Here is a 25,994-nt window from a genome sequence, read left to right as displayed (position 1 = left end):
CACTGAGGCTAGCTCCGGGCGATCTCTGCGCGCACCGCAGCCAGTGCCGCGTCGATCCCGGCGGCGTTCTTGCCGGAGCCCTGGGCGAGGTCCGGCTTTCCGCCGCCGCGGCCGTCGACCGCCGTCGCGATCTGGGCGATCAGTTCGTTGGCGCGCAGGCCGGTGTCCTGGGCGGCGGGGTTGGCCGCCACCACGAACGGCACGACGCCGTCGTCGCCTTCGGCGATCAGGGCCACCACGGCGGGATCCGAACCCATCTTGCCCTTGATGTCACCGACCAGGGAGCGCAGATCGTTGGCGGTCATCCCCGCCGACATCCGCTGCGCCACGAGACGGACCTTACCGACCTGTTCGGCGCCCGCGGCCGCATTTCCCGCCGCCGCGCGGGCCGAGGCCAGCCGCGCCCGGTCCAGTTCCTTCTCGGCGGCCTTGAGCCGCTCGACGAGGGTGGCCACCCTGGCGGGCACTTCCTCGGAAGGCACCTTCAGTGACGACGCCAGTCCCGCCATCAGCGCCCGCTCCTTGGCCAGGTGCCGGAACGAGTCCAGGCCCACATAGGCCTCGACACGCCGCACCCCGGAGCCCACCGAGGACTCACCGAGAATGGTGATCGGCCCGATCTGGGCGGAGTTGTGCACGTGGGTGCCGCCGCAGAGTTCCAGTGAGAACGGGCCGCCGATCTCGACCACCCGCACCTCGTCGGGATACTGCTCGCCGAACATCGCCATCGCGCCCATGGCCTTGGCCTTCTCCAGGCCGGTGGTGAAGGTATTGACCGGGAAGTCGGCCTGCACGGCCTCGTTGGCCACTTCCTCTACCTGGTTGCGCTGCTCTTCACTCAGCGCACCTTGGGCGTTGAAGTCGAAACGCAGGTAACCGGGACGGTTCAGCGAACCTGCCTGAACAGCGTTGGGCCCCAACACCTGTCGCAATGCGGCGTGCACCATGTGGGTACCGGAGTGGCCCTGGGTGGCACCGCGGCGCCACGTCGGGTCGACCGCGGCGACCACCGTGTCACCCTCGACGAACTCGCCGGACTCGACGTTGACGCGGTGCACCCACAGCGACTTGGCGATCTTCTGCACGTCGGTGACGGCGGCCTTGGCAGACTCGCTGCCACCGGTTCCGGAAATCGTTCCGGCGTCGGCGATCTGGCCGCCGGACTCGGCATATAGCGGAGTGCGGTCGAGCACGATCTCGATGCGTTCGGGGGTGGGGGTCTCCGAGTGCACGCGTGACTGGTGGCCCACCACCGGAACCCGCTTGCCGTCGACGAAGATCCCCAGAATTCTTGCCTGCGAAGTCAATTCCTCGAAGCCGGTGAACTCCGTGGGGCCGGCGTCGACCAGCTCCCGGAACGCCGAGAGGTCGGCGTGGGCGTGCTTGCGCGCGGCGGCATCAGCCTTGGCGCGCCTGCGCTGCTCGGCCATCAGCTCGCGGAAGCCGAGTTCGTCGACGGTCAGACCGGCCTCGGATGCCATCTCGAGGGTCAGCTCGATCGGGAATCCGTAGGTGTCGTGCAGCGCGAATGCATCCGAGCCGCCCAGCGTGGTCTTGCCCGCTGCCCTGGTGGCGGCGGCGGCATCCTCGAACAGCTTGGAGCCTGAGGCCAGCGTGCGGTTGAACGCGGTCTCCTCGGCGACGGCGATGCGCTCGATGCGGGGGTCAGCCAGTTCCGGATACGACGGGCTCATCGCGTCGCCCACGGTGAGTATCAGCTCGGACATGATCGGCTGCTCGATGCCCAGGAGCTTGGCCGCGCGGATGATGCGCCGCAGCAACCGGCGCAGCACGTAGCCGCGACCCTCGTTACCCGGGGTGACGCCGTCACCGATGATGATCGCCGCGGTGCGGCTGTGGTCGGCGATCACCCGGTAGCGGACGTCGTCCTCGTGTGACCCCTGGCCGTAGCCACGCGGGGAGTATTGCGCCACCTTGTCGATCACCGGGCGTAGCAGGTCGGTCTCGTAGACGTTGTCGACGTCCTGCAGCAGGCAGGCGATGCGCTCGACGCCCATGCCGGTGTCGATGTTCTGGCGCGGCAGCGGCCCGAGGATCTCGAAATCGTCCTTGCTGGTGCCCTCGCCGCGCTCATTCTGCATGAACACGAGGTTCCAGATCTCGATGTAGCGGTCCTCGTTGGCTTCCGGCCCGCCTTCGATGCCGTACTCGGGTCCCCGGTCGTAGTAGATCTCCGAGCACGGGCCGCAGGGGCCGGGAATGCCCATCGACCAGTAGTTGTCGGCCATGCCTCGGCGCTGGATCCGCTCGGGTGGCAACCCGGCGATCTCCTGCCAGAGCTGCTCGGCCTCGTCGTCGTCGTAGAACACCGTCGCCCACAGCCGCTCCGGGTCGAACCCGTAGCCGCCTTCGGAGACGGGGTTGGTCAGCAGCGTCCAGGCCAGCTCGATGGCGCGGCGCTTGAAGTAGTCGCCGAAGGAGAAGTTGCCCGCCATCTGGAAGAACGTGTTATGCCGGGTGGTGATGCCGACCTCGTCGATGTCGGGGGTGCGGATGCACTTCTGGATGCTGGTGGCCGTCGCGTAGGGCGGCGTGCGCTGGCCCAGGAAGTAGGGCACGAACTGCACCATGCCGGCGTTGACGAACAGCAGGTTCGGATCGTCGAGGATCACCGAGGCGCTGGGCACCTCGGTGTGTCCGGCGTTCACGAAGTGATCCAGGAACCGCTTCCTGATGTCATGTGTCTGCACTGGGTTGCTGTCCTTGCGTTTTTGGGGTGCGGCTCGACTGTCGCTTCGACCGCACTACATTACCGGTCCCGTCCGGCTCACCCGCCCAGGAAGCTCAGCCGCACCGACCGGCGCGGGTTGTCCCGGTTCAGGTCGACCAACACGATGCTTTGCCAGGTACCCAGCAGCGGGCTGCCGTCGCCGACCGGGACGGTCACCGACGGAGCCACGATCCCCGGCAGCACATGGTCGGCGCCGTGCCCGGGTGAGCCGTGCGAGTGGCGGTAGCGGTCATCGCGCGGCAGCAGCCGTTCCAGGGTGTCGACGAGGTCGTCGTCGGAGCCGGCTCCGGTCTCGATGATCGCGATGCCGGCGGTGGCGTGCGGGACGAAGACGTTGCACAAGCCGTCACCGCGGCCCCGGCAGAACGACCGCACCGCGTCGGTGAGATCGACGATCCGCCGCCGGGCTGTGTCGACGTCGAGCACATCGCTATCCACGGCGTCCAGCCTACGGACCCCAATGTCGGGTCGGTGGTTCCCGTCCGTCCTCCCGCAGAAGGCGTTGCGCCTCCTCGGCAACCATCCGCGAATTGTGGAGGCAGAGGCTGCGTAGAGCGGCCTCGCGCTGCCACGCAGACGAGGGCATCGCCGCAATCGCACGAGTGATCTCCAGGCCCTGCACGACGTCGGTGGGAAAAGCGTGGGCGCACAACGCAAGGGCGGCCGCGGTATCAGGGTCGGCGCGGCCCTTCAGGGCGAGGATCGACATCATCCTGGCCGACGGCAGCGGATGCTCGAGCGCATGCACAAGCCGTTCGGTGAACGAGTGGTCGGCCCGCCACCGGTCGGCGTCCACGCCACAAGTCGGGCAATCCCTTGTGCCGAACGGAACCTCGGCAAAGCATGCCGGGCAGAAGTACTGCGCCATGGGTGTGAGGTAATCATCTGCGAGCCGATCGCCCAAGTCGTGCCACCGAGCCACGGCCACGCGCCGAATCCGCGCGGCTATCCCCGACGGCGGCGTAGGATCGCGCGCAGTTTGTCCAGCCGCCCCGCGATCTCCCGCTCGACACCGTGGTTGGTGGGCTTGTAGTAGTCGACACCGACCAGATCGTCGGGTGGATACTGTTGCGGCACAATGCCATCCGGGTCATCGTGCGGGTATCGGTAGCCCACGGCGTTGCCCAGCTTGGCCGCTCCCGCGTAGTGCCCGTCGCGCAGATGTGCCGGCACCAGCCCGGCCTTACCGGCGCGGATGTCGTTCATCGCCGCACCCAGCGCAGTGGTGACCGCGTTGGACTTCGGGGCGGTCGCCAGGTGCACGGTGGCGTGCGCCAGCGTCAGCTGCGCTTCGGGCATCCCGATCAACTGCACCGTCTGCGCAGCTGCCACGGCGGTCTGCAGCGCTGACGGGTCGGCCATCCCGATGTCCTCGCTGGCCAGGATCATCAGCCGGCGGGCCAGGAACCGCGGGTCCTCCCCCGCGACCAGCATCCGCGCCAGATAGTGCAGTGCGGCGTCGACGTCGGAGCCGCGGATGGACTTGATGAAGGCGCTGATGACGTCGTAGTGCTGGTCGCCGTCGCGGTCGTAGCGCACGGCGGCTTTGTCCAGCGACTGCTCGATGACCTCGACAGTGACGTGCTCGCCAGTCTCGGCCGCCACCTCCAGCGCGGTCAGCGCGCGGCGGGCGTCGCCTGCCGACAGCTGCACCACTAGCTCTACGGCGTCGTCGTCGACGGTGACCGTGCCGCCCAGCCCGCGCGGGTCCTCGATGGCCCGGCGTACGACGGCACTGATGTTGTCGGCGGTCAGCGGCTGCAGTTGCAGGATCAGCGACCGAGACAGCAGCGGCGCGACCACCGAGAAGGACGGGTTCTCCGTGGTGGCGGCGACCAGAAGCACGATCCGGTTCTCCACCGCCGCCAGCAGGGCATCCTGCTGGGTCTTGGAGAACCGGTGCACCTCGTCGATGAACAGCACCGTCTGCTCGCCGTAAGCCGCGGCGCGACGGGCATTGTCGATGACCGCCCGAACTTCCTTGACCCCCGCGGTCAGCGCCGACAAGGCCTCGAAGCGACGGCCGGTGGCCTGACTCACCAGCGAGGCCAGCGTCGTCTTGCCGGTACCCGGCGGTCCGTAAAGGATCACCGATGCCGCGCCGGAGCCTTCCACCAGCCGGCGCAACGGTGAGCCGGGCCGCAGCAGGTTCTCCTGGCCGACCACCTCGTCGAGCGAGGACGGGCGCATCCGAACGGCCAGCGGGGCCGACGCGGGCACGTCACGACCGGGCCGGTCGTCGTCCCCGGGTACGTCGAACAGGCTGTCGGCCACGACCACAGGCTTACCACGTTCGTAATGTGGTCGTGGTGAGCGCACGCGGCTGGGTCCTGTTCGCCGCCATGAGTCTGATCTGGGGCGTGCCCTATCTGATGATCAAGGTGGCCGTCGGCGACGTCTCCGTCCCGTTCCTGGTGTTCGTGCGGTCCGCCGTCGGAGCGGCGCTGCTGGCGCCGCTGGCACTCTCAGCGACGAACCGCGCGCTGCTACGCCGACATTGGAAGGCGGTCGCCGGCTTCGCGTTCTTCGAGATGATCGCCGCGTGGCTGATGTTGTCCGACGCCGAACGCCACCTGACCAGTTCCCTGACCGGGCTGCTGATCGCCGCCGCACCGATCATCGCCGCGGTCGCCGACCGGCTCACCGGCGGTGAGCGGCTCGGCCCCACCCGGGTGATCGGGCTGAGTGTCGGACTGGCCGGTGTCGCGGTGCTGGCCGGCCCCGGCCTGACCGGCGGCGGAGCGTGGCCGGTCATCGAGGTGCTGCTGACGGCGACCTGTTACGCGATCGCGCCGCTGATCGCCGCCCGGTATCTCGCCGATGTCCCCGGCCCGGCACTGACGTCGGCGTGCCTGGGGCTGACGGCGCTGGTGTACCTGGTGCCGGCGGGGATGACCTGGCCCACCCACGCCCTGCGGACCCAGACCTACTGGGCGATCGCCGGGCTGGCCGGAGTGTGCACGGCGCTGGCGTTCGTGGTGTTCTTCGCGCTGATCCGCGAGGTGGGCGCCGCCCGGTCGTTGATCGTGACCTACGTCAACCCGGCGGTGGCGCTGCTGGCCGGGGTGATCGTGCTGCGCGAGCCGCTGACATGGTTCAACATCGCGGGGCTGGCGCTGATCCTGGCGGGATCGGCACTGGCCACCCGGCCGGGTACGGCGCGAACCTCAGAACTGGCCGGCCACCAGTAGCCGGCACGCCACCTCGACGTCGGCAAGGGCGCCCTCGGACGTCATCGCGCCGCCGACGGTCCACGTCAGGATGCCGGTGGTGGCCTGTTGCACCAGCCGCACCCGCCGACGCTGTTCGTCGGTGGGATCGTCGACACCGGCGACCTTCAGGATCAGCTGAGCCAGCGTCGGATCCTCCGGCTCGCCGACCTGCGCCCTGACCACCTGGGTGGAGGTGATCATGGCGTGGGCAAGGTGCTTGGACCGCAACACGTTTCGGCAGGCCTCCACCATGACGGCGACGATGTCGTCGACGCTGTTGCCGGTGGGCGCCGGCGGACGGAATCGCGCCACCTGATCGGTCAGCACCGCCGCGAACACGTGGTGCTTGGACGGGTAATAGCGGTAGAGCGTGCGCAACGCCACCCCGGCGTCGGCGGCGATCTCCTGGGCCTGGATCCGGTCGAGCCCCTTGGCGGCACCCAATCTGGCGGCCGCCCGCAGGATCGCGCCGCGGCGATTCTCCTGGTCGTCGGTCGCAGGCAGGGCCGGCGCCCTGGGCTCTCCGATCCGTGGCACGCCCATCAGTATCGGGTATCGCCTTCGGCTCAGCGCGGTGGTACCGATCACCGGGACCACCGCCACACCGGCGGTGCAGACGGGTCAGGATCGATGCGTGTCATACCCGAAGTACGGCCCGTGGGCAGTGGTGGCAGGCGGTTCGGAGGGTGTGGGGGCCGAATTCGCCCGGCTGCTTGCCGGTTCGGGCATCAACCTGGTTCTGGTGGCCAGAAAGCCGGGGCCGCTGGAGAGTACGGCAGCCGAGTGTCGCACGCTCGGTGTCGAAGTACTCACGCTGGCAACCGATCTCACGACGAGTGCCGCCGTCGATACGCTGACCGCCCTGACCGATGGCCTGGAGGTCGGGCTGCTGATCTACAACGCGGGCGCCAATACCTGCAGCGCGGAGTTCCTGGACGCCGAGCTGTCAGACTTCCAGCGGGTGATCGACCTGAACATCACGACGATGATGGCCCTGACCCAGCACTACGGCCGGTTGATGCGGGAGCGGCGGCGCGGCGGGATTTTGCTCGTCGGATCGATGTCGGGCTACCTGGGCTCGGTGCGGCACACCGTGTACGGCGGCGTGAAGGCCTATGGCCGGATCTTCGCCGAGGGCCTGTGGCTGGAGCTTCGGGACTACGGGGTCGATGTCCTCGAACTGGTCCTCGGTGTCACCCGCACTCCGGCCATGGAGCGGGTCGGCCTGAATTTCGACGTGCCGGGGATGCGGGTCGCCGAGCCCGCCGACGTCGCCCGCGAGGGTCTCGAACAGCTTGCGCACGGGCCGGTCTACGTGGCGGGCGGCAACGCCGAGGACGTCGCCCGGCGCAGCGATCCCGACCGGGCCAGAGTGGTGGCCGGTGCGCACCGGATGATGGCGAAACTCATGGGGCTGTCCACCTAGCCCCGACGGGCGCGATGGTGCTAGTTGCTGGCGCTACCGAGCGCTCGCGAGATGCTGGCCGCGGCCGCCCCGACCAGCGGTTGACATCGCTGTGCCATCACCCGGTCGGGTGTCACCACCCCGATCGCGGCGCGGCAACCGATCGTCGCCGCCACCGAGACCATGCCGTCGACGTAGTCACCGCGTCGGGTGGTGACCCGGCGGCGCACGTTGTGCAGCTCGCCCCACCACCCCGGATCGGGTTGCCAGTTGCCGACGTAGCTGAGTTCGGCGATGACGTCCTCCGGTGAGAGTCCGGCCAGCGCAGCGATGCCGAGTGCGACGCGATGCGCCGGGATTCGGCTGCCGACCGATGTCGGCACCTGCCGCGCCGAGGGCCCACCGAGCTTGTCCAGGTGCACGATGCAGCCCCGGTCCAGCAGACCCAGATGCACCACGGCACCGGTGCGAACCTGCAGGTCATGCAGCACGGGGGCGGCCGCCGAACGCAGCCGCACGTCGATACCGTCCCCGGCGCTGCGCCCTGATGTGCGCGCACCCAGCCGGTAGCCGCGGCCGCAATGGCTCAGCCAGCGCAGCCGGACCAGCTGGTCGAGGATCCGGTGCGTGGTGGACCGCGGCAGATTGGCCCGGGCGGCGATCTGGTCGAGCGTGAGCGCGACCGACCCGTCGTCGAAGGCATCGATGATGGCCGTGAACCGATCCAGCATCGATGCTGGAGCGGTATCGGTCAGTGCCGCCGTCATCCACACTCCTGTCCGCTAACGAGAATTCGTTCTACCTCACCGTAGCGGTCCCGATCACCGGGATGCAAGCATTCCCCCGGGTGTGGCGGCCGATAGAACAGCATCTTGTGCGGATTGGTCTGTCAACGCCGATGGTGATGCAGCTGCCCGGGGTCTCGTCCTCCTGGGAGCAGGACGCCACCATCGCAGACCTGGCGCGTATCGCACACACCGCCGACGAGCTGGGTTTCGACCACCTCACCTGCGCCGAGCACGTCGCCGTCCCGGTCGACGCCGCCGGCCAGCGCGGACTCGTCTACTGGGATCCGTTGTCCACCTTCGGTTTTCTCGCCGCGCACACCACTGCGATCAAGTTGGCGACATCCGTGGTCGTGCTGGGCTATCACCATCCGCTCGAGATCGCCAAGAGGTTCGGCACCCTGGACCGGATCAGTGAGGGCCGGCTCGTTCTCGGTGTCGGCGTGGGTTCACTGGCCCAGGAGTTCGAGCTTCTGGGTGCGGTGTTCGACGGTCGCGGCGACCTTGCCGACGACGCCATCGCCGCCTTGCGCGCCTCGCTGTCCAACACCCGCCCCTCCTACCACGGCAGCCATTACCGATTCGACGGGTTCGCCGTCGAGCCGTGCGCAGTGCAGCAGCAGGTGCCGATCTGGGTGGGCGGCCGCACGAAGCGGTCGCTGCGCCGGGCCGTGGCACTGGCCGACGGGTGGATGCCCTTCGGGCTGACCACCACCGAACTTCAGAACATGCTGGCCGGTGTCGATATCCCGCCCGGGTTCGACGTGGTTCTGCCCAGCGGCCACGCCCTGGACCCGGCCGGCGATCCCGAGCGGGTCACCCTGCGGCTCAACGCATTACGCGATGCAGGAGCGACATCGGCCACCTGTTCGGTGAGCGCGGCGTCCGCGGCCCACTATTGCGATCAGCTCGCCGCGCTGCGCGAGCTGGCCGACGCACTGTGAAAGGCACCCGATGAGCGAAGACAGGCTGGCCGCCCTCGAACGGCGCCTGGCGGCGGTGGAGGACGAACGTGCCATTGCCCGCCTGATCGCGTCCTACGGTCCCCTCGTCGACGCCGGGGAGGCACAGGCAGTGGCCGCGCTGTGGACGGCCGACGGCAGCTACGACGTCGGTGACTGGAATATGTCCGGGCGCGCCGAGATCGTCGAGATGGTGCACTCCGATGCCCACCAGGGCCTGATGGCCAGGGGCGCCTGCCACTTCTTCGGTCCACCGGTGGTCAGCGTCGACGGTGACGAGGCGACGGCGGTGTGCCAGTCGATCATCCTGGTCCGCCGGCAGGCGGGCGGCTACCACGCCATGCGCGCGGGGGTACACCTGCTCACCCTGCGCCGCGCCGACCACGGCTGGCAGATCGTGACCCGTGCGGCCCGCCAGCTGGACGGCGGCGGCGAGGCGTTCGGCCTGATCACCGAAGGCCTGCCGACATGAGCCGCGCGCTGGACGGCAAGGTGGCGCTGGTCACCGGTGGCGGCGCCGGTATCGGCGCGGGGATCGCCAGGCGCTTCGCCGACGAAGGCGCGACGGTGGTGGTGGCCGAGTTCGACGCGGGCACCGGCGCCGCAATCGCCAAGGAAATCGGCGGGCTCTTCGTTCCCACCGATGTCACCAAGCGCGAGCAGGTCGAGAATGCCGTAGCCGCAACCCAATCCGAGTTCGGATCGCTCGACATCCTGGTGAACAACGCCTGGGGCGGCGGGGCCATCGGACGGGTCGAGAACAAAACCGACGACGAGCTGGCACACGGTGTCGCGATGGGCTATTACGGCCCGTTCTGGGCGATGCGCGCTGCCTTCGGCCAGATGAAGCAGCGCGGCTGGGGGCGGGTGATCAACATGTGCAGCCTCAACGGGGTCAATGCCCACGTCGGCTCGCTGGAGTACAACGCGGCCAAGGAAGCCCTGCGTGCCCTGACCCGCACCGCCGCCAGGGAGTGGGCCACGACCGGAGTCACCGTCAACGCCATCTGCCCGGCGGCGAAGAGCGCGGCATTCCTGGCCGTCGTCGAAGAACACCCCGAGATCGGATCGCTGGCCGACGCCGCCAACCCGATGGGCCGGATGGGCGACCCCTACGACGACATCGCTCCCGTCGCGGTGTTCCTGGCCGGCGAGGGCAGCCGGTACCTGACGGGCAACACACTGTTCGTCGACGGCGGCAGCCACATCAACGGCGTGGCGTGGGTGCCGGATCTGGGTCCCTAACTCTCACAATCGGTTTCGCGCTTCCACCTGATCAGCGACCTGACGATCCTGCGGCCCATCGGAGCGCCGCAGCCCGTCGACCACCCCGGCCTGATTGCGCTGCGGCTGATTCTGCGACATCTTGGCCTTGCCTTCGACGCGCTCGATGATCAGCTCGACACCCACGATCGCCCGCAGCTGGGCGGTGACGAAGTCCGCCGGAGCGTCGTCGACGGCCCAGGGTGTCGTCCGGGCCGCCTCGTGGTGTTCGGTCAACTGCCCGACCAACTCTCGCACCCACTGCGCATCGTCGTGCACCACCAGCCGGCCGTGCACGACAAGCACGTCGTAGTTCCAGGTCGGAACGACCTTGCCGGTCTCGGCTTTGGTGGCATACAGGCTCGGCGAGATGTAGGCCTGCGGGCCGGCGATGACCGCCACGGATGCCCGCTGTGAATGCTTCCAGTGCGGGTTGGCCCGCGAGACATGCCCGACCAGCGAATGCGTCTGCGCCCGGTACAGCAACGGCAGCGGGGTGACGAGGTACTCATCGTCGCTACGGGTGATCAACTGCGAGAAGCCGCCGGCACCGAGCGCGGACGCCGTCTCGGCGTCGGACAGGGCGAATGCGGCCGGTACGTACATGGACCTATTGTCCCTATGCGATGTGTCCCTATGCGGTCACGCCGGCTGCGTCACGAAGTCGATGAGCTCCTCGACCCGTCCGATGAGGGCGGGCTCGAGATCCGTCCAGTCGCGCACCGAGGAGCGGATTCGCTGCCACGCCCGGGCGATGTCGGCCTGGTTGCGGTGCGGCCAGCCCAGGGCGTCGCACACACCGTGCTTCCATTCGACGGTGCGCGGCACCACCGGCCACTGCGCCAGCCCGATCCGGGCCGGCTTGACCGCCTGCCAGATGTCGACGTAGGGGTGACCGACGACCAGGGTGTGCTCGCCACCCGGCCCGCGCCGCACCGCCTCGGCGATCCGGGCCTCCTTGGACCCGGTGACGAGGTGGTCGACCAGTACCCCGAGCCGGCGGCCGGGGCCGGGCGCGAAGGTCGCGACGATGTCGACGAGGTCGTCGACGCCGCCGAGATGCTCGACCACGACGCCTTCGACGCGCAGGTCGTCTCCCCACACCTGTTCGACGAGTTCGGCGTCGTGGCGGCCTTCGACGTAGATCCGGCTGGCCAGGGCGACTTTGGCCCGAGCGTCGGCCACCTTGACCGAACCGGACTTCGTGCGTTGGCCGGCGGCCGGCGCGCTGCGTGCCGGGGCGGTCAGGATCACCGGCTTGCCCTCGAACCAGAACCCGGGGCCTAGCGGGAACACCCGTCGCCGGCCGCGGCGGTCCTCGAGTTCGACCCGTCCGCCTTCGATCCCGACCACCGCTCCGACATAGCCGGACTGCGGGTCCTCGACGACCATGCCCAGTTCGGCGGCACGCTCGGTCGAGCGGACCCGGCGCGACTGGTGCGGGTCGTCGGCGAGCACATCGGCGCCATAGCGATCAGCCACCCGGCGATCGTAGGGACCACGGGGCCGGTTCGCGGCGCAGGGGACGCGGCGCGTCGCGACACCAGTGGCCAAGGCCACGGCGCACCGTTCTTTGCCGAAGCCTTGCGCGGCGAACACGCGGGGCGGTACGGTGCAGCCGGCTCACAGAATGCGCTTGGGAGGGCGCACTCACCGAGTCAGACTGCCGCCCGGGGGATGTCGATTCGAAACCGCGTGTATGCAAGGGTGCGGCAGCCATGCCCTATTGGACATACACGCGGTCGCAGCCATGCACCGTGGGAACTCCCGCGACACAGTGACGTCTCGCGGGCGAAAGAAGGCCCCATGGCTCACACGCTGAAGTCATCAGCGGTCGGCGCACTACTGTTCGCCGGATTTCTGCTCACCGCCCCACCGGCCGGCGCGGCGCCGTCAGCCGATGCCGTCGACGCGATCGACGCGCACTACGAGGCGCTCGGACGTGACCGGTCCACCCTCGGCCCGCCGGTCAGTGACATCTACGAGGTGCCCGGCGGCGCGGAACGCGACTACGAGGGCGGCTCGATCTACTTCTCGACCGCAACCGGCGCCAAGGCGCTCTACGGGCCGGTGCTCGACCGCTATCAGGCGCTCGGCGGCCCCGGCGGCGAACTCGGCTTCCCGGTGACCGACGAGGTCGATGCCGGTAACGGCGTCGCGCACGTCGCCGACTTCAGCCAGCCGGGCGGGGCCGCCATCTACTGGAGTCCGCAGTGGGGCGCGGTGGTGGTCACCGGACAGGTGCTGCAGACCTACCGCAACGCCGATGGCGCCATCGGCCCGTTCAGCTATCCCAGCGCCGACACCACCACAGTGAACGGCGTCGAGACCGGGACGTTCATCGGCCCGCGGGGAACCAGGATCGCGTGGTCGGCCGCCTCCGGTGTCTCGACAGTCCCGGCGACGCTGGCCGCCACCCTGCCGGCAGCGAAAGCACAAGCCGCTCAGGCGGTTCGACGCAGCCAATGGTGGTGGATACCTACCGCGCTGGCCGGCGGCCTGGCCGTCGTCGCGACCGCTCGGCTCACACTGCGGCGGGTGCGGCGCGCACCCGCGGCACGGGATGCCGCGCGCGAGGCGCAGAACCCACCCAGCTGTCCCGCCGATCCTCGTGCGCTGTTCACGCACGAGGACACCCTCAACGGACTTGCGCCTCGCTGACCACCTCGTCGATCACGGTGTGGATGAAGCGCATCTTCTCCAGCACCGGAACGGGCAGTACGAACGGATAGAGGTCGTCTTTGCCCATCGAGCGGTTCACCATGTTCAACGACCACGCCAGCGGCAACCACATCTGGATGATCGTGTCGAAGCCGCTGGGCCCCAACACTTTGCGCTGGAGGGTCGCGTTCGCCGGGGCGAGCCCGAATGACGCGGCGGTGTCCAGCGTGTCGCGGATGTGCAGATAGTGGGCGAATGTCTCGGCCCAGTCCTCGGCAGGATGCATCGTGGCGTAGGACGACACATAGGTCTTCGCCCAGCCCGCGGGCGGCCCCTGGCTGTAATGCCGGTCCAGCGCCTGCTGATAGTCGGCGTCGGGATCGCCGAACAAGTCGTTGAACTGCTTCCGGTATTCCGGTGACCGGTCGACCAGCCGGTAGAAGTAGTAGTGCCCGACCTCGTGGCGGAAGTGACCGAGCAGGGTTCGGTACGGCTCGTCCATCTCGATGCGCAACTGCTCGCGGTGCACATCGTCGCCCTCGGCCAGATCGAGGGTGATCACCCCGTTGTCGTGGCCGGTGAAGACCTTCTCGGTTGCACTGGAGAGCAGGTCGAACGCCAGCCCGTAGTCCGGATCCTCGTCGCGGCCCACGATCGGCAGACCGATCTCGTGCAACTCGGCGATCAGCCGGCGCTTGGCCCGCTCGGCCACCGCGAAGGCCGCCAACGCGGCGGTGTCGTCGTCTTTGGGCCTGGTGCGCGTCAACCTGCATGAGGCACACAAGGCCCGCACCGGCTGCACCTTGACCAGCCAATTGCATTCGGCCAGATGAAGATTCGCACACAGCTGATATTCGGCGGCGTCGACGGCACCGCCGTGTTCACTCTCGGTACCGGAGGCGATCACCAGGAAGGTCTCATCCTCCAGGGAGAACCCCACCGACCGGCCGCACGACAGGCACACCGAATTCTCGAAGGCCAGGTGCTGGCCGCAGTTGGGACAGATGAAGTCACGCATGCAGCACACCCCCCTCGAACGGGGCGACGTCGACCGAGACGTCGATGACGCTGTGTTCGGAATCGGTGTAGATGATGCCGCGCAGCGGTGGCACGTCGGCATAGTCCCTACCCCAGCCGACGATGATGTAGCGCTCGTCGATCAGCTGGTCGTTGGTCGGATCGAGTCCGACCCAGTGGTTCTGCGGCGTCCACACCGCGGCCCAGGCGTGCGTGGCGTCGACCCCGAACATCCGTTCCTTCCCCGGCGGCGGGTCGGTCGCGAGGTATCCCGACACATAACTCGCCGCCAAACCGTTGGCGCGCAGGCAGGCGATCGCCAGCCGGGCGAAGTCCTGACATACCCCTTCTCGGGCTTTCAAAACCTGGCCTACCTGCGTGGACACCGTCGTGGAACCGGATTTATAGGTGAAATCGGAAAAAATTCGGGCGTTGAGATCGCGCAGCACCTCGACGAGCGGGCGGCCCGGCTCGAAACTGGGCGCGGCGTAGTCACGCACCGCGTCGCTGATCTCCGGCGGGCGTAGATCAAGGGTGAACTCGCACGCCAGCACGCCGTCGCGACCGACCGGGCGGGCCGATTCCCACGGCGCCAGAGCCGAACCGCCGTCGTAGAGTTCGGCGGGCGGCGGGTCGACCTCGACGACGGAGTTGCTGGTCACCGTCAGCGCGTGGTGGCGCTCGGTGACGTGGAAGTAGGAGCTGATGTTCCCGTAGACGTCGCGGCTGGTGGACCGGTCGGCCGGCTCGGGATCGATCTCGAGGGCATTGGTCACGCAGCGCTGGCGCGCGGTGTCGCGGGGGGTGAGGTGCCCGCGGCCGTAGGAACTGGTCACCACATCGGAATAGCTGTACTCGGTGCGGTGGGTGATGCGGTACACCCGGCTGTTGAGCGCCGGGGTGGGACCGTCGGGGAAGCTCATGCTGGTCCCCACCCCCCAGTCGCTTCGCTCCAGCCCGCCGGTCCCCATCCCCCAGTCGCTTCGCTCCAGCCCGCCGGTCCCCCGCTCACGGCACCACCCGGCGCTGGTCGGGTCCCCACAGCGGCTGCATGCCGCCCGGCAGCGACAGCTGAGTACGGGTGATGATGTCGGACAGCTCACGCAGCCCGATCTCCACACCCTTGAGCAGGCCGTCCAATTCGGCCCGGTGCCCCTCGTCGTCGACCTCTTCCAGCTCGGCGGGATCGAGTCGACGGAGCCGGGTGCTGATCTCGTCGACGATGCGCTCCGGCCGCGACGATCCCGAGGCACCGGGCAGCGCCCGCAGGTCGGTACGCAGTCGTTCCAGCTGGAAGACCAGTGATCGCGGGTTCTCCCCGTCGAACAGCACGAGGTCGGCCACGGCAGCCACACTAACCTTGCCCAGGTTGCGGCGCCGGTAGAGCACCGAGGACTCACACGCCACGAGAGCGGATTCGGTGATGGTCTGCTCGGCGCCCGGGCTGCGCTCGACGGTCAGGGTCACCCGCAGCAGGGCAGTCAGCCCCAGCCCGCGTTCGATGCGCTTGCCGATATCCATCATCATCCAGCCGGCGTCGTGGACCATCGACTCGGCGGCGACACCGGACAGCGCGAGCATGCCGGCCAGTGTCTGCTGCTGCGCGGCGGCCAACTGGGTGTCGTCGGCGACCCGTGACCCACGTTGCGGTGAGGGCGGTGAGCCCGCCTGCTGAGCCAGCGCCCGCTCGACGCCGCCGAGAACCATCCAGGTGTCGTTGGACATCTGGTCACGTACCGAACGCGCCGCCAGGCCCAGACCTTCGATGGACTGCGCCAACGAGCCCGGCCGCTGCCGGTCGGCGGTCAGCGACCACAGCGTGCGCTGGGCGCCTGCCACCGTCTCGGCGTAGGAAGTCGTTGTCGCCGAATCGGTTCCGGTGACTTGTTCGAGCGCACCCAGAAGCACCGGCACGCACTCGCTGCCTTCCATGTCCTGGCGGTAGCGGTACTCGTGATAGCGCTCGCGGGTGACGATCAGCAGCCGCGCTAGGTGCTCGGTGCGCTCGGCGTACCGACCCATCCAGAACAGGTCCGACAGCACACGCGGCGAACTGATGAAGCGGGTGCCGCTGGGCAACTCCACCGACGGGACGGTGATCGTCTCGGCCTTGGCCCGCGTCGGCGGACGCACCCAAAGATCTTTGGCGGCAACACTGTTGAGCTTGTAGGCCGCGTTACCGGGGGCGAGAACGTAGCCGAGACCGCCCACCATCGGGGCGTATCCGCCGCGCTGGGACACGGTGAACAGGCGCATCCCGACGCTGACGGCCGACAGCGCTCCCGGGTAGTGGTCGGTGGGCGCCGAGGAGAACTGCGGCAGTTCCTGGCCCACCCACTGCCAGGGCTGCGCCTCGATGCGGGCCGCGACCTGCTCGCGCTCGGCGGCCGACAGGGCCGGACCGACGAGCGTCTCGGGTCCGACCGTCGACTTGATCAACAACGACGACAATCGCGACAGCAGGTGCTGACGTTCCCTGTCGAATCCGCCCCAGTACAACTGCGGGGTGTCCAGCAGCGGCTTCTCCCCCAGCAGCCGCTCCGCGAGTTGCGGCAGGAACCGTTGCAGCCCTGGGCTTTCCAAGATCCCCGCACCGAGGGTGTTGACAACGGTGACCGCCCCACGGCGCTGCACCTCGACCAGGCCCACCACACCGAGGCGGGAATCCGGGCGCAGGTCCAGCGGATCGGCGTACTCGGCGTCGACCCGGCGCAGCACCACGTCCACCCGCTTGAGGGTGCCCAGCGAGCGCATCCACAGCTTGCCGTCGCGGACCACCAGGTCCGCACTTTCGACCAGGGGGAAACCCAGCACCGACGCCAGATAGGCCTGGTCGAACGCCGTCTCGGAGTGGATACCGGGCGAGAGCACCACCACCACGGGATCCTCGGCGGCATCCGGTGCGGCATCGATGAGGGCCAGCCGCAGCGCCTGGGCGAACGGCGACACCGGTCGCGGGCCGATCCGCTCGTAGACATCGGGGATGGCATGGGCAACCACCCGGCGGTCGGCGACCGCATAGCCCGCCCCCGAGGGCGCCTGGGTCCAGTCCGCATTGATCAGGAACCGGCCGTCTGCGGCCCGGCTCAGGTCGCAGCCATGCATGAACAGCTGATGGCGACCCGGGTTCTCGATACCGCGGGCGGCCCGGATGTAGCCGGGATGGGCGAACAGCAGCTGCGGCGGCAGGATGCCGCTGGTGAGTGCCCGGCGCGGGCCGTAGAGATCGGACAGCACGGCGTCGAGCAGCCTGGAGCGTTGCACCACCCCGGCTTCCAGAATGTCCCAGTCGGCGGCCGACAGCAGCAGTGGGATGCCGTCGAGATGCCAGGGCCCCGGCAGGGAGATGCCCTGGTTGTTGGTGACGGCCTCACCGTGCCGGTCGATCTCGATGTAGGTGATGCCGTCGTTGTCGACCAGACCACGCACCACGCCGCGCAGCCGGTCCAGCCCGGCCCGGCCGCGTTCACCGATCAGATCGCCGAGTTCCTGCCACGACGGCCGGACGGTGCCGGTGGCGTCGACGAACTCGTCGTAGCCGGTGCTGCCGAAATGCCCGAAAGCCCCCGGGCCGCCACCGCGCAGGTCGAACAGCGGCTCCTGCGCACGGGCGGCTCGATAGCCCGCGAGCAGGCGGTCCGGGTCGTGGCTGGGCCGGCTGAGGTCAGAGCCGGCAGCCGACAGCGACAACGGCCCCACCTCCTGTTTCAACCACCTCTGTGACTCCTGCAAACCTACGGTTGGCTCCGACCCGGACAGCGCCCGGGTCGGCGACCCCATCAGTTCTGCAGCACGGTACGCACCCGGCGCATGTCGAGGATTCCCGGCGCGCCGACATCGGTGGACTGGCGAGCCTGCTTCTCCCGGAGGTCGGCCACGTCGACCTTGCCGGGCGTGAAGCCGGTGGCCTCGAAGCGCCGCCCGCGCCGGGATTCGGCTTCCACGGCGTTGACCGGTGGGCTGTCGTAGGCGCGTCCGCCGGGATGGGACACGTGATACGTGCATCCGCCGCGCGATGTCCCGCTGGCGACGTCGACCAATTCGAAGCGCAGCGGTCCGTCCACGGTGATCGTCGGGTGCAGGGCGCTCGGCGGCTGCCAGGCCCGGTAGCGCACCCCGCCGACCTGGACGTCGGGATTGTCGGTGGCCAGCATCGGGATGGGATAGCCGTTGCAGGTGAGGACGTGGCGCTGCCGGTCGGCGCCGACGGTGCGCACCTGGATGCGCTCGACGGAGGAGTCGACGTAGCGGGCGGTACCGCCGCCTGCGGATTCCTCGCCGAGGGTGTTCCACGGCTCGATGGCACCCCGAAGTTCGATCTCGACGTGGTCGAAGACGGCGGTGCCGATGCGGGGGAAGCGGAACTCGGTGAACGGGTCCAGCCAGCTGGTGTCGAAGTCGATGCCGTGGCTCCGCAGTTCGGCGCAGACATCGGCGATGTCGTGAATAATGAAGTGCGGCAACAGGTATCGACCATGCAGGTTGAGGTCGTGGCGGATCAGTGGCGCCTGCAGCGGCTGGTTCCAGAACCATGCCACGAGCGAGCGCACCAGCAGCGACTGCACCATGGCCATCTGGAAGTGCGGCGGCATCTCGAAGCCGCGCAGCTCCAGGATGCCCAGGCGTCCGCGCGGGCTGTCCGGGCTGTAGAGCTTGTCGATGCAGAACTCGGCGCGGTGGGTGTTGCCGGTGATGTCGGTGAGCAGGTGGCGCAGGGCCCGGTCGGTGATCCACGCAGCGGGCGCACCTGAGGCGGTCAGCCGGGCGATCTCGGCGAACGCGATCTCCAGTTCGTAGAGCGCCTCGGAGCGGCCCTCGTCGACGCGGGGCGCCTGCGAGGTGGTCCCGATGAAGCGGCCCGCGAACAGATAGGACAGGGCCGGATGGCGCTGCCAATAGGTCAGCAGCGACACCAGCAGGTCGGGGCGGCGCAGCAGCGGAGAGTCCGCCGGGGTGATGCCGCCGAGCGTGATGTGGTTGCCGCCGCCGGTGCCGCCGTGGGTGCCGTCGAAATCGAACGACTCGGTGGACAGCCGGGCCTTGCGGGCTTCCTCGTAGAGCGTCTCCAGTTGCTGGCGCTGCTCGGCGAAACCGGCGCTGGGCGCCACGTTGACCTCGATGACACCCGGGTCGGGGGTGATCGACATCGACTCCAGGCGGGCATCCGACGGCGGGCCGTAGCCCTCGACCACCAGCGGGCAGCCGACTTTGGCCGCGGCGGCCTCAACCCGTGCGATCAGGTCGACGAAGTGGTCGAGCTTGTCGGTCGGCGGCATGAAGATGTAGAGCACCCCGTCGCGCACCTCGGCGACCATCGCGGTGGTCGGCGCGGTCTCCGGGTCCTCCAGGACGGCGTCCGCGCCGTCCGGGCCGACGAGCAGGTCGGCCGCGGCGGTGGCGATCGGATCGTCAGGGAAGGTGCTGCGCGGCGGGCGCCAGCTGATCGAGTTCAGCGGCAGTCGCAGCCCGGCGGGCGAGTCCCCGTCCAACAGCACGACGCGGCCCCGGCGCAGGCGCCAGTCGGCACTGGCCCACGAGGAGTCGTCGTCGCTGCGATGCACCGGAAGCACGTAAGCGGCCGGCTCGGCGACGGGCTCCTCGAGCCGGGCCAGCAGTCCGGCCCGGGCCTCGGGTGCATCGGCCGCCAGGTCGTCGCTAGCCTCGACCGCCTCGCCCGCAGGCAGCCGCACCGCGCTGGCCAGTCGGCTCAGCGGGTCCTCGTAGGCCGGGCGCACCTGGGTGGCGGGCAGGCCCAGGCTCGCGGCGACCACCGAGAGCACCTGCTGGGCGGCCAGCGGTTCGGTGTCGTAACGCTCGGGGCCCCACGGGTCGGCCAGCAGCGAGGCGTCACTCCACAGCGGTTGGCCGTCACGGCGCCAATGCAGTCCGATCTGCCAGCGCGGCAACGGTTCTCCCGGATACCACTTGCCCTGGTTGCGCTGCACCAGACCGTAGGGCGCCCACACCGCCTTGAGCCGCGCCGCCAGCGCGGAGGCGCGCTCGCGCTTGTGCGGGCCGTCGGCGGCGGTGTTCCACTCGTCGTCGACCTGGTTGTCCACCGAGACGAACGTCGGCTCGCCGCCCATGGTCAGCCGCACGTCGGCGTCGGTGAGGCGCCGGTCGATGCGCAGCCCCAGCTCGTTGATGGCCGCCCAGGCGGCATCGGTGTAGGGCAGCGTGACGCGCGGGTCCTCGTGCACGCGGGTGACGGTGTTGGAGAAGTCCAGCGTGGTCTCGGCCACGCCGGTGGCGCCGGTGATGGGCGCCGCCGAGGACGGGTGCGGGGTGGCGGCCAGCGGGATGTGCCCCTCGCCGGCGAACAATCCCGAGGTGGGGTCCAGTCCGATCCAGCCGGCGCCGGGAATGTAGACCTCGGTCCAGGCATGCAGGTCGGTGAAGTCGGCCTCCGGGCCCGACGGCCCGTCGAGAGCTTCGACGTCGGAGGACAGCTGCACCAGATAGCCCGACACGAATCGGGCGGCCAGGCCGAGTTGGCGCAGGATCGACACCAGCAGCCAGGCCGAGTCGCGGCAGGATCCGATGGCGCTGCGCAACGTGTGGTCGGGGGTCTGCACCCCCGCCTCCATGCGCACGCTGTAGCCGACGTCGGCGTTGACCGCCCGGTTCAGCGCGACGAGGAAGTCGATGGTGCGGGTGCCCGGCGGTACGGAGAAGTCCCGCACCCAGGACCCGACGAGGTCGCCGGGCCCGGAACCTTCGTCACCCTCGTCGACCGGACGCAGGTAGGGCTCGAGGTCGTCCTTGAGGGCCTTGGGATAGGCGAACGGATAGGTCTCGGCGTAGTCCTCGATGAAGAAGTCGAACGGGTTGATGACCTTGAGGTCGGCGATCAGACCGACCTTGATGGTCAGCTGCCGGGTGCGACTGGGAAACACCAGCCGGCCCAGGAAGTTGCCGAATGCGTCCTGCTGCCAGTTGATGAAGTGGTCGGCGGGTTCGACCTCCAGCGAGTACGCCTCGATGGGCGTGCGGCTGTGCGGTGCCGGTCGAAGCCTGACCACGTGCGGATGCACCTCGACCAACCGATCGAAGGTGTAGCTGGTCCGGTGCTCCAGCGCCACTTTGATACCCATAGGCCCCAATCCCATCACAAGAGGTAGGGCCGCGCAGGATGCACGCGCGGCGGGCCGCTGCTCAGTGTGCCCTAACCTGCCGGTGCCGGCTGGCGTGGCGGCGCCGAACCGCGAGCACCAGCACGCCGGCCACCGTGATCCCGACCAGGTTGAGCAGCAGCTGAGCGGCCGACTCGACGGCGATGTCCCAGTCCCCCACCGACGCCGCGACGACGGCGAAGCCGGCGGCGGGCACCGTGGTCACCGAGATGAACACTCCCACCAGTGCGGCGGATTTGGCGGACACCAGCGACAGCATGCCCGCCGCACCGGCCAGCAGTGCCACCACGAACGACAGCGGGCCGATCTGGAAGATGAAGTCCACCTCATCGAGCTGACGGGTGCTCTGCAACTGGATCCAGCCCAGCGCCTCACCACCGAGCACGAACGCCGCGGTGGCCGCCATGGCGACCGGGAAGCCCACCAGAAGGGCGATCGAGGCCCGGCGGGCCAGGTCGAGCCTGCGGCGCACCAGCGCGACCGCCAGCGCGGCCAGCGGCCCGAACTCGGGGCCGACGACCATCGCGCCGACGACGGTCACCGGGGAGTCGGTGACGACACCGACGGCGGCGATCATGCATGCCAGGCACAGGAACAACAGGAATGTGATGTTGAGCGTGGACTCCTCGCGGGTGCGGGCGGCGAGTTCCTCCCACACGATGGCGTCGCCCGGGTCGCCGTCGGCCTCTTTCTCGGCCCGGTAGGCCGCGGTTGAGACGACGGTGTCGACGACGTCGAGGGTGATCGCGCCGCGGCTGTGCAAGCCGAGGGCCTTGAGGTCGTCGACGACGTCGTTGGCGCTTTCCCTGGCGATGTCGGCGCTGATCTCGTCACCGGCGGGCTCCAGTGCCGCGTCGCGGTGCACGACCAGATGCGTCACCCCGGGGTGGCGCCGCAGCACGCCGACCACCTCGTCGCGCAGATCGACCGGAGCAATCACCCGCAGATGCAGCACAACCGCGAGACTACTTCGCCACGGGTGCGAGAATCGGAGCCGTGCATCGCTGGATACCGCAATGGTTACGGCCGTGGCTGGCCAGACAGTGGTTCGTCACACTGCTGGCGATCGTCGTGTTCGCCGTTCTGGCAGCGGTGTTCATGGCCGTCTCCGAGCGCAAGGACTCGTCATACTGGGCCGGGTACACCGACGCCCAGCGTTGGGTGCACGAGGGCGGCTACCAGGCCCACGACGAGTCGATCACCGCCTACTGCCATGACCGCAGCGCCCAGCAGAGCGGACAGTTCGAGCGCGGCTGCCTCGACGGCGCCCGCAACGCCATGAAGTAGTTACGCGCGGCCGATAGGACGAGGAGTCGCTAGGGCGAAGAGTCGGCCGAAACAGGTTGCGCCGAATCGGTTTTCGGCTGCGGCCACGGCGAGGGCGCCGGACGCGGGCGAACCCGCTGCGGCCACCAGAACCAGCGGCCCAGTAGCGCGGCGATCGACGGCGTCATGAACGAGCGGATCACCAGGGTGTCCACCAGCAGACCCATGCCGATGGTGGTGCCGACCTGGGCGAGGATGGTCAGCTCACTGAAGGCCATCGACGCCATCGTCACCGCGAACACCAGACCCGCTGAGGTCACCACCGAACCGCTACCGCCCATGGCCCGGATGATGCCGGTGTTGATGCCGGCACCGACTTCCTCCTTGAGTCGGGCCACCAGCAGCAGGTTGTAGTCCGATCCGACGGCGAGCAGGATGATGACCGACATCACCAGCACCATCCAGTGCAGCGGGCGACCGATGAGGTCCTGCCACACCAGCACCGACAGGCCGAACGAGGTCCCCAGGGAGAGCAGCACGGTGCCGACGATCGCCGCGGCGGCGACCACGGCCCGGGTGATGATCAGCATGATGATGAAGATCAGGCAGAGCGCGGCGATTCCGGCGATCAGCAGGTCGTAGTTGGCGCTGTCCTGCATGTCCTTGTAGCTGGCCGCGGTTCCGGCGAGGTAGATCTTGGACCCTTCCAGCGGGGTGCCCTTGATGGCTTCGAATGCCGCGTTCTTGATCGGGTCGACGTGGCTGAGGCCTTCCGGAGACATCGGATCACCCTCGTGAGAGATGATGAACCGCACCGCTTTTCCGTCCGGCGACAGGAACATCTTCATGCCGCGCTGGAAGTCGGGATTGTCGAAGGCTTCCGGCGGGAGATAGAACGAGTCGTCGTTCTTGGCCTCGTCGAAGGCCTTACCCATCGCGCTCTGGTTGTCCTGCTGGGCCGCGAGCTGGTCGTACATGCCGGCCTGCGTGCTCTGCATCGTGAGCTGCATGGTCCGCATGGACTTCATCGTCTCGATCATCGGCGGCATCAGGGTGCGCATCTGAGCGGTCAGGATGTCGAGTTGGTGGAGGTTGGGCACCAGGCTCTGGAAGTCGTCGGTCATCGTGTCGATGCCGTCGAGGGTGTCGAACACCGACCGGATCGACCAGCACATCGGGATGTCGAAGCAGTGCGGTTCCCAGTACAGGTAGTTGCGGATCGGCCGGAAGAAGTCGTCGAAGTCGGCGATGTGGTTGCGCAGCGTCTGGATGTCGGCCAGCGTCAGGTCCATCTTGCCGACCATGCTGTGGGTGGTGGCGTTGAGTTCGCCCATCAGGTCGTACATCTGGGTCATGGTGGCGATGGAGACGTTCATGTCGTCACCCATCTTGAGCATGTCCTTCATCCGGTCGTCGAGATACGACTGGTTCAGGGTCTGCGTGGTGCCCTGCATGCCCAGCATGAACGGGATCGAACTGTGCTCGATGGGCGAGCCCAGTGGTCGGGTGATGGTCTGCACCCGTCCGATGCCCGGGGTGTGGAACATGGCCTTGGCCACCCGGTCGATGACCAGGAAGTCCGCCGAGTTCCGCAGGTCGTGGTCGCTTTGCAGCATCAACAGCTCGGGGCTGAGCCGAGCGGCCGGGAAGTGCCGTTCGGCGGCGGCGAAGCCCTCGGCGGCCGGGATGTCCGGCGGCAGGTAGTGCCGGTCGTTGTAGTCGGTACGGTAGCCCGGCAGCGCGAGCAGACCGATGAGGCACAGCGCGGTGGTCGCCACCAGGATCGGCCCCGGCCAGCGCACGACGGCGGTTCCGATACGCCGCCAAAAGCGTTCACGCGAGGCACGTTTGGGCTCCAGCCGGCCGAAGCGACTGGCTACCGTCACCACGGATGGTCCCAATGTCATCGCGGCGCAGACGACGACGAGCATGCCGATGAACAGAGGTATACCCAGCGAGCTGAACATCGGGCTGCGGGTGAAGTGCAGGCAGAGCATGGCACCGGCGATGGTCAGGCCGGATCCGAGGATCACGTGCGCGGTGCCGTGGAACATCTCGTAGTAGGCGGACTCTTTGTCGGCACCTTTGGACCGGGCTTCCTGATAGCGCCCGAACAGGAAGATCACGTAGTCGGTGCCCGCGGCGATGGCCAGCATGGTGAGCAGGTTGACCGCGAACGTGGAGAGCCCGATCAGATGATGGTGACCCAGGAAGGCCACCACGCCGCGGGCCACTGCCAGTTCGAGGAACACCATGAACATCGCGAGCAGGACGGTGGCGATTGAGCGGTAGACGAACAGCAGCATCACCGTGATGACGCCGAAGGTCAGCAGGGTGATGAGTTGCAGGCTGCGGTCACCGGCGATGTGGGTGTCGGCGATCAGTGCGGACGGCCCGGTGACGTAGGCCTTGACCCCGGGTGGGGCCGGCACACTCTGCACGATCGCCTTGGCTGCTTCGACCGACTCGTTGGCCAGGCCCTCGCCCATGTTGCCGGCCAGATAGACCTGCACGTAGGCGGACTTGCCGTCCTCGCTCTGCGAGCCCGATGCGGTCAGCGGATCGCTCCAGAAGTCCTGGACGTGCTCGACGTGCTTCTTATCGGCGACAAGCTTGCTGATGATGTCGTCGTAGTACTTGTGCGCCGCGTCACCCAGCGGCTGCTGGCCTTCCAGCACGATCATGACCGAGGTGTTGGAGTTGAACTCCTTGAACGTCTTGCCGATCGTGTTCATCGCGATCGTCGACGGGGCGTCGGGGGCCGCCATCGGCACCGACTGCGCCTGACCGACAACCTCGATCTGGGGCACCACCACGTTGGTGACGACCGTCAGCGCCAGCCAGCCGAGGATGATCGGGACCGACAGCCACCGCACCCACTGCGCAATGTGCGGGCGCTTACCGTGCTCGTCGGCCTGTGGTCGGTCCTTTTTGTTCAGCGTGATCATGCCGACTTGACCAGACAAAAGGTCTGGGCGTTCACCCCGGTCGAGGTCTTTTCGTCCTTGAGTTCGCCGTTGACGGTGATGCGGCAGCCGATCGTATCGCTGTCGCCCTGGGCCACGATGTTGGCCGAGGCGGCAGGCGCGGTGGTGGTCAGGGTCAGCGACCACGGCAGGGTGACGTCGCGGGCGATCTGCGGCGTGGCGTCGAGGTCGAGGTAGTTCACGGTGGCCACGGTCCCAGGCGGCCCATAGATCTCGTAGGTCACCGTCTTGGGGTTGAACGGCTTGGTGTCGTTGGCCAGACCCGAGCCCGCGCGGGTGATCTCGGTCTTGCCGAAGACGCCGTGCAGGCGGTACACGCTGAAGCCGGCCACCGCGACGACGAGAAGGATGACCACCGGCAGCCAGATCTTGCGGAAGCCGCGCATCAGCCAGCCGCGCCGCTTCGTGGGGCGCTTGGCGGCGTCACCGGCGGCCGGTGCCGTGGCAGTGGACTCAGCCTCTGACGGTGTCGAGGAGTAGGTCCGGCTATCGAGACTCATGACCCGCCCCCTTCGCTTCCTGCAGTTGCCCCTGACTTGGTACCACGGCTG

22 protein-coding genes are annotated in these 25,994 nt (G+C 68.5%); 7 read left to right on the top strand and 15 right to left on the bottom strand.

Annotated elements, in window-relative coordinates; all coding sequences use genetic code 11:
- Nucleotides 1–8: 8 nt before the first annotated feature.
- The 4 genes from alaS to OG976_RS25300 all read right to left on the bottom strand — a co-directional run bounded on the left by alaS (nucleotide 9) and on the right by OG976_RS25300 (nucleotide 5,071).
- Complete coding sequence (gene alaS, locus OG976_RS25315) at nucleotides 9–2,711, bottom strand: alanine--tRNA ligase (protein ID WP_328355318.1); 2,703 nt, start codon at nucleotides 2,709–2,711, stop codon at nucleotides 9–11.
- Between the two features lie 77 nt (nucleotides 2,712–2,788).
- Complete coding sequence (locus OG976_RS25310; RefSeq protein WP_328364008.1) at nucleotides 2,789–3,178, bottom strand: secondary thiamine-phosphate synthase enzyme YjbQ; 390 nt, start codon at nucleotides 3,176–3,178, stop codon at nucleotides 2,789–2,791.
- A gap of 22 nt (nucleotides 3,179–3,200) precedes the next feature.
- A complete protein-coding gene (locus OG976_RS25305; protein WP_328355316.1) occupies nucleotides 3,201–3,548 on the bottom strand; it encodes a hypothetical protein in 348 nt (115 codons plus the stop codon).
- A gap of 149 nt (nucleotides 3,549–3,697) precedes the next feature.
- Nucleotides 3,698–5,071, bottom strand: a complete 1,374-nt coding sequence (locus tag OG976_RS25300; RefSeq protein ID WP_442930390.1) for a replication-associated recombination protein A — start codon at nucleotides 5,069–5,071, stop codon at nucleotides 3,698–3,700.
- Between OG976_RS25300 and OG976_RS25295 the strand changes: the two genes are divergently transcribed.
- Nucleotides 5,062–5,943, top strand: coding sequence for a DMT family transporter (locus tag OG976_RS25295; RefSeq protein WP_328355311.1), 882 nt, complete (start codon nucleotides 5,062–5,064; stop codon nucleotides 5,941–5,943). The genes OG976_RS25300 and OG976_RS25295 overlap by 10 nt on opposite strands.
- Here the strand turns inward: OG976_RS25295 and OG976_RS25290 are convergent.
- Entirely contained in the window at nucleotides 5,920–6,507 is a 588-nt protein-coding gene (locus OG976_RS25290; RefSeq protein ID WP_328355309.1) for a TetR family transcriptional regulator, read from the bottom strand. The two genes, OG976_RS25295 and OG976_RS25290, sit on opposite strands and share 24 nt — an antisense overlap.
- A 91-nt stretch (nucleotides 6,508–6,598) precedes the next feature.
- On the opposite strand from OG976_RS25290, the gene OG976_RS25285 reads away from it, so the two are divergent.
- Nucleotides 6,599–7,390 (top strand): SDR family NAD(P)-dependent oxidoreductase, encoded by a 792-nt coding sequence (locus tag OG976_RS25285; protein WP_328355306.1) that lies wholly within the window; start codon nucleotides 6,599–6,601, stop codon nucleotides 7,388–7,390.
- Between the two features lie 20 nt (nucleotides 7,391–7,410).
- On the opposite strand, the gene OG976_RS25280 is transcribed toward OG976_RS25285, so the two are convergent.
- Nucleotides 7,411–8,136: an IclR family transcriptional regulator gene (locus tag OG976_RS25280; RefSeq protein ID WP_328355303.1), complete on the bottom strand. Its 726-nt coding sequence runs from the start codon at nucleotides 8,134–8,136 to the stop codon at nucleotides 7,411–7,413.
- A 107-nt stretch (nucleotides 8,137–8,243) separates the two neighbouring features.
- On the opposite strand from OG976_RS25280, the gene OG976_RS25275 reads away from it, so the two are divergent.
- From OG976_RS25275 to OG976_RS25265, 3 genes are read left to right on the top strand one after another with little or no spacing between them, the layout of a single operon-like run.
- Nucleotides 8,244–9,098, top strand: a complete 855-nt coding sequence (locus OG976_RS25275) for an LLM class F420-dependent oxidoreductase (protein ID WP_328355300.1) — start codon at nucleotides 8,244–8,246, stop codon at nucleotides 9,096–9,098.
- A gap of 10 nt (nucleotides 9,099–9,108) precedes the next feature.
- Nucleotides 9,109–9,588: a nuclear transport factor 2 family protein gene (locus tag OG976_RS25270; protein ID WP_328355298.1), complete on the top strand. Its 480-nt coding sequence runs from the start codon at nucleotides 9,109–9,111 to the stop codon at nucleotides 9,586–9,588.
- Nucleotides 9,585–10,361, top strand: coding sequence for an SDR family NAD(P)-dependent oxidoreductase (locus tag OG976_RS25265; RefSeq protein WP_328355295.1), 777 nt, complete (start codon nucleotides 9,585–9,587; stop codon nucleotides 10,359–10,361). The genes OG976_RS25270 and OG976_RS25265 overlap by 4 nt, the downstream gene beginning before the upstream one ends.
- Before the next feature lie 3 nt (nucleotides 10,362–10,364).
- Here the strand turns inward: OG976_RS25265 and OG976_RS25260 are convergent, their stop codons facing one another.
- Complete coding sequence (locus tag OG976_RS25260; RefSeq protein ID WP_328355292.1) at nucleotides 10,365–10,985, bottom strand: FMN-binding negative transcriptional regulator; 621 nt, start codon at nucleotides 10,983–10,985, stop codon at nucleotides 10,365–10,367.
- A 36-nt stretch (nucleotides 10,986–11,021) separates the two neighbouring features.
- Nucleotides 11,022–11,861, bottom strand: coding sequence for a DUF3097 domain-containing protein (locus tag OG976_RS25255; protein ID WP_328355291.1), 840 nt, complete (start codon nucleotides 11,859–11,861; stop codon nucleotides 11,022–11,024).
- A 324-nt stretch (nucleotides 11,862–12,185) separates the two neighbouring features.
- Here OG976_RS25255 and OG976_RS25250 point away from each other — a divergent pair, with 324 nt between their 5' ends.
- Complete coding sequence (locus OG976_RS25250; RefSeq protein ID WP_328355289.1) at nucleotides 12,186–13,040, top strand: LGFP repeat-containing protein; 855 nt, start codon at nucleotides 12,186–12,188, stop codon at nucleotides 13,038–13,040.
- Here OG976_RS25250 and OG976_RS25245 read toward each other — a convergent pair.
- The 5 genes from OG976_RS25245 to OG976_RS25225 all read right to left on the bottom strand — a co-directional run bounded on the left by OG976_RS25245 (nucleotide 13,018) and on the right by OG976_RS25225 (nucleotide 22,145).
- Nucleotides 13,018–14,058: a zinc-binding metallopeptidase family protein gene (locus OG976_RS25245; protein WP_328355287.1), complete on the bottom strand. Its 1,041-nt coding sequence runs from the start codon at nucleotides 14,056–14,058 to the stop codon at nucleotides 13,018–13,020. The genes OG976_RS25250 and OG976_RS25245 overlap by 23 nt on opposite strands.
- Nucleotides 14,051–14,980, bottom strand: a complete 930-nt coding sequence (locus OG976_RS25240; RefSeq protein WP_328355285.1) for a transglutaminase family protein — start codon at nucleotides 14,978–14,980, stop codon at nucleotides 14,051–14,053. The genes OG976_RS25245 and OG976_RS25240 overlap by 8 nt, the downstream gene beginning before the upstream one ends.
- An 85-nt stretch (nucleotides 14,981–15,065) precedes the next feature.
- Nucleotides 15,066–17,747 carry a circularly permuted type 2 ATP-grasp protein gene (locus OG976_RS25235; protein WP_328364005.1) on the bottom strand — a complete coding sequence of 894 codons (2,682 nt, stop codon included), beginning with the start codon at nucleotides 17,745–17,747 and terminating at the stop codon, nucleotides 15,066–15,068.
- A gap of 89 nt (nucleotides 17,748–17,836) precedes the next feature.
- Entirely contained in the window at nucleotides 17,837–21,151 is a 3,315-nt protein-coding gene (locus tag OG976_RS25230; RefSeq protein ID WP_328355282.1) for a transglutaminase family protein, read from the bottom strand.
- 61 nt (nucleotides 21,152–21,212) lie between these two features.
- A complete protein-coding gene (locus tag OG976_RS25225) occupies nucleotides 21,213–22,145 on the bottom strand; it encodes a DUF389 domain-containing protein (RefSeq protein WP_328355279.1) in 933 nt (310 codons plus the stop codon).
- A 41-nt stretch (nucleotides 22,146–22,186) separates the two neighbouring features.
- Between OG976_RS25225 and OG976_RS25220 the strand changes: the two genes are divergently transcribed.
- Nucleotides 22,187–22,477: a hypothetical protein gene (locus OG976_RS25220; RefSeq protein WP_328355277.1), complete on the top strand. Its 291-nt coding sequence runs from the start codon at nucleotides 22,187–22,189 to the stop codon at nucleotides 22,475–22,477.
- 29 nt (nucleotides 22,478–22,506) lie between these two features.
- Here OG976_RS25220 and OG976_RS25215 read toward each other — a convergent pair whose 3' ends face one another.
- The gene (locus tag OG976_RS25215) at nucleotides 22,507–25,404 is read right to left on the bottom strand and encodes an MMPL/RND family transporter (protein WP_328355275.1); all 2,898 of its coding nucleotides are present in this window, start codon (nucleotides 25,402–25,404) and stop codon (nucleotides 22,507–22,509) included.
- A complete protein-coding gene (locus tag OG976_RS25210; RefSeq protein ID WP_328364001.1) occupies nucleotides 25,401–25,829 on the bottom strand; it encodes an MmpS family transport accessory protein in 429 nt (142 codons plus the stop codon). The genes OG976_RS25215 and OG976_RS25210 overlap by 4 nt, the downstream gene beginning before the upstream one ends.
- Nucleotides 25,830–25,994 lie beyond the last annotated feature (165 nt).

Origin of the sequence: Mycobacterium sp. NBC_00419 (assembly GCF_036023875.1) — a bacterium.
Lineage (GTDB): Bacteria > Actinomycetota > Actinomycetes > Mycobacteriales > Mycobacteriaceae > Mycobacterium.
Note: the sequence above shows the minus strand (reverse complement) of the source record. Positions and strands in the feature narration are given on the sequence as shown.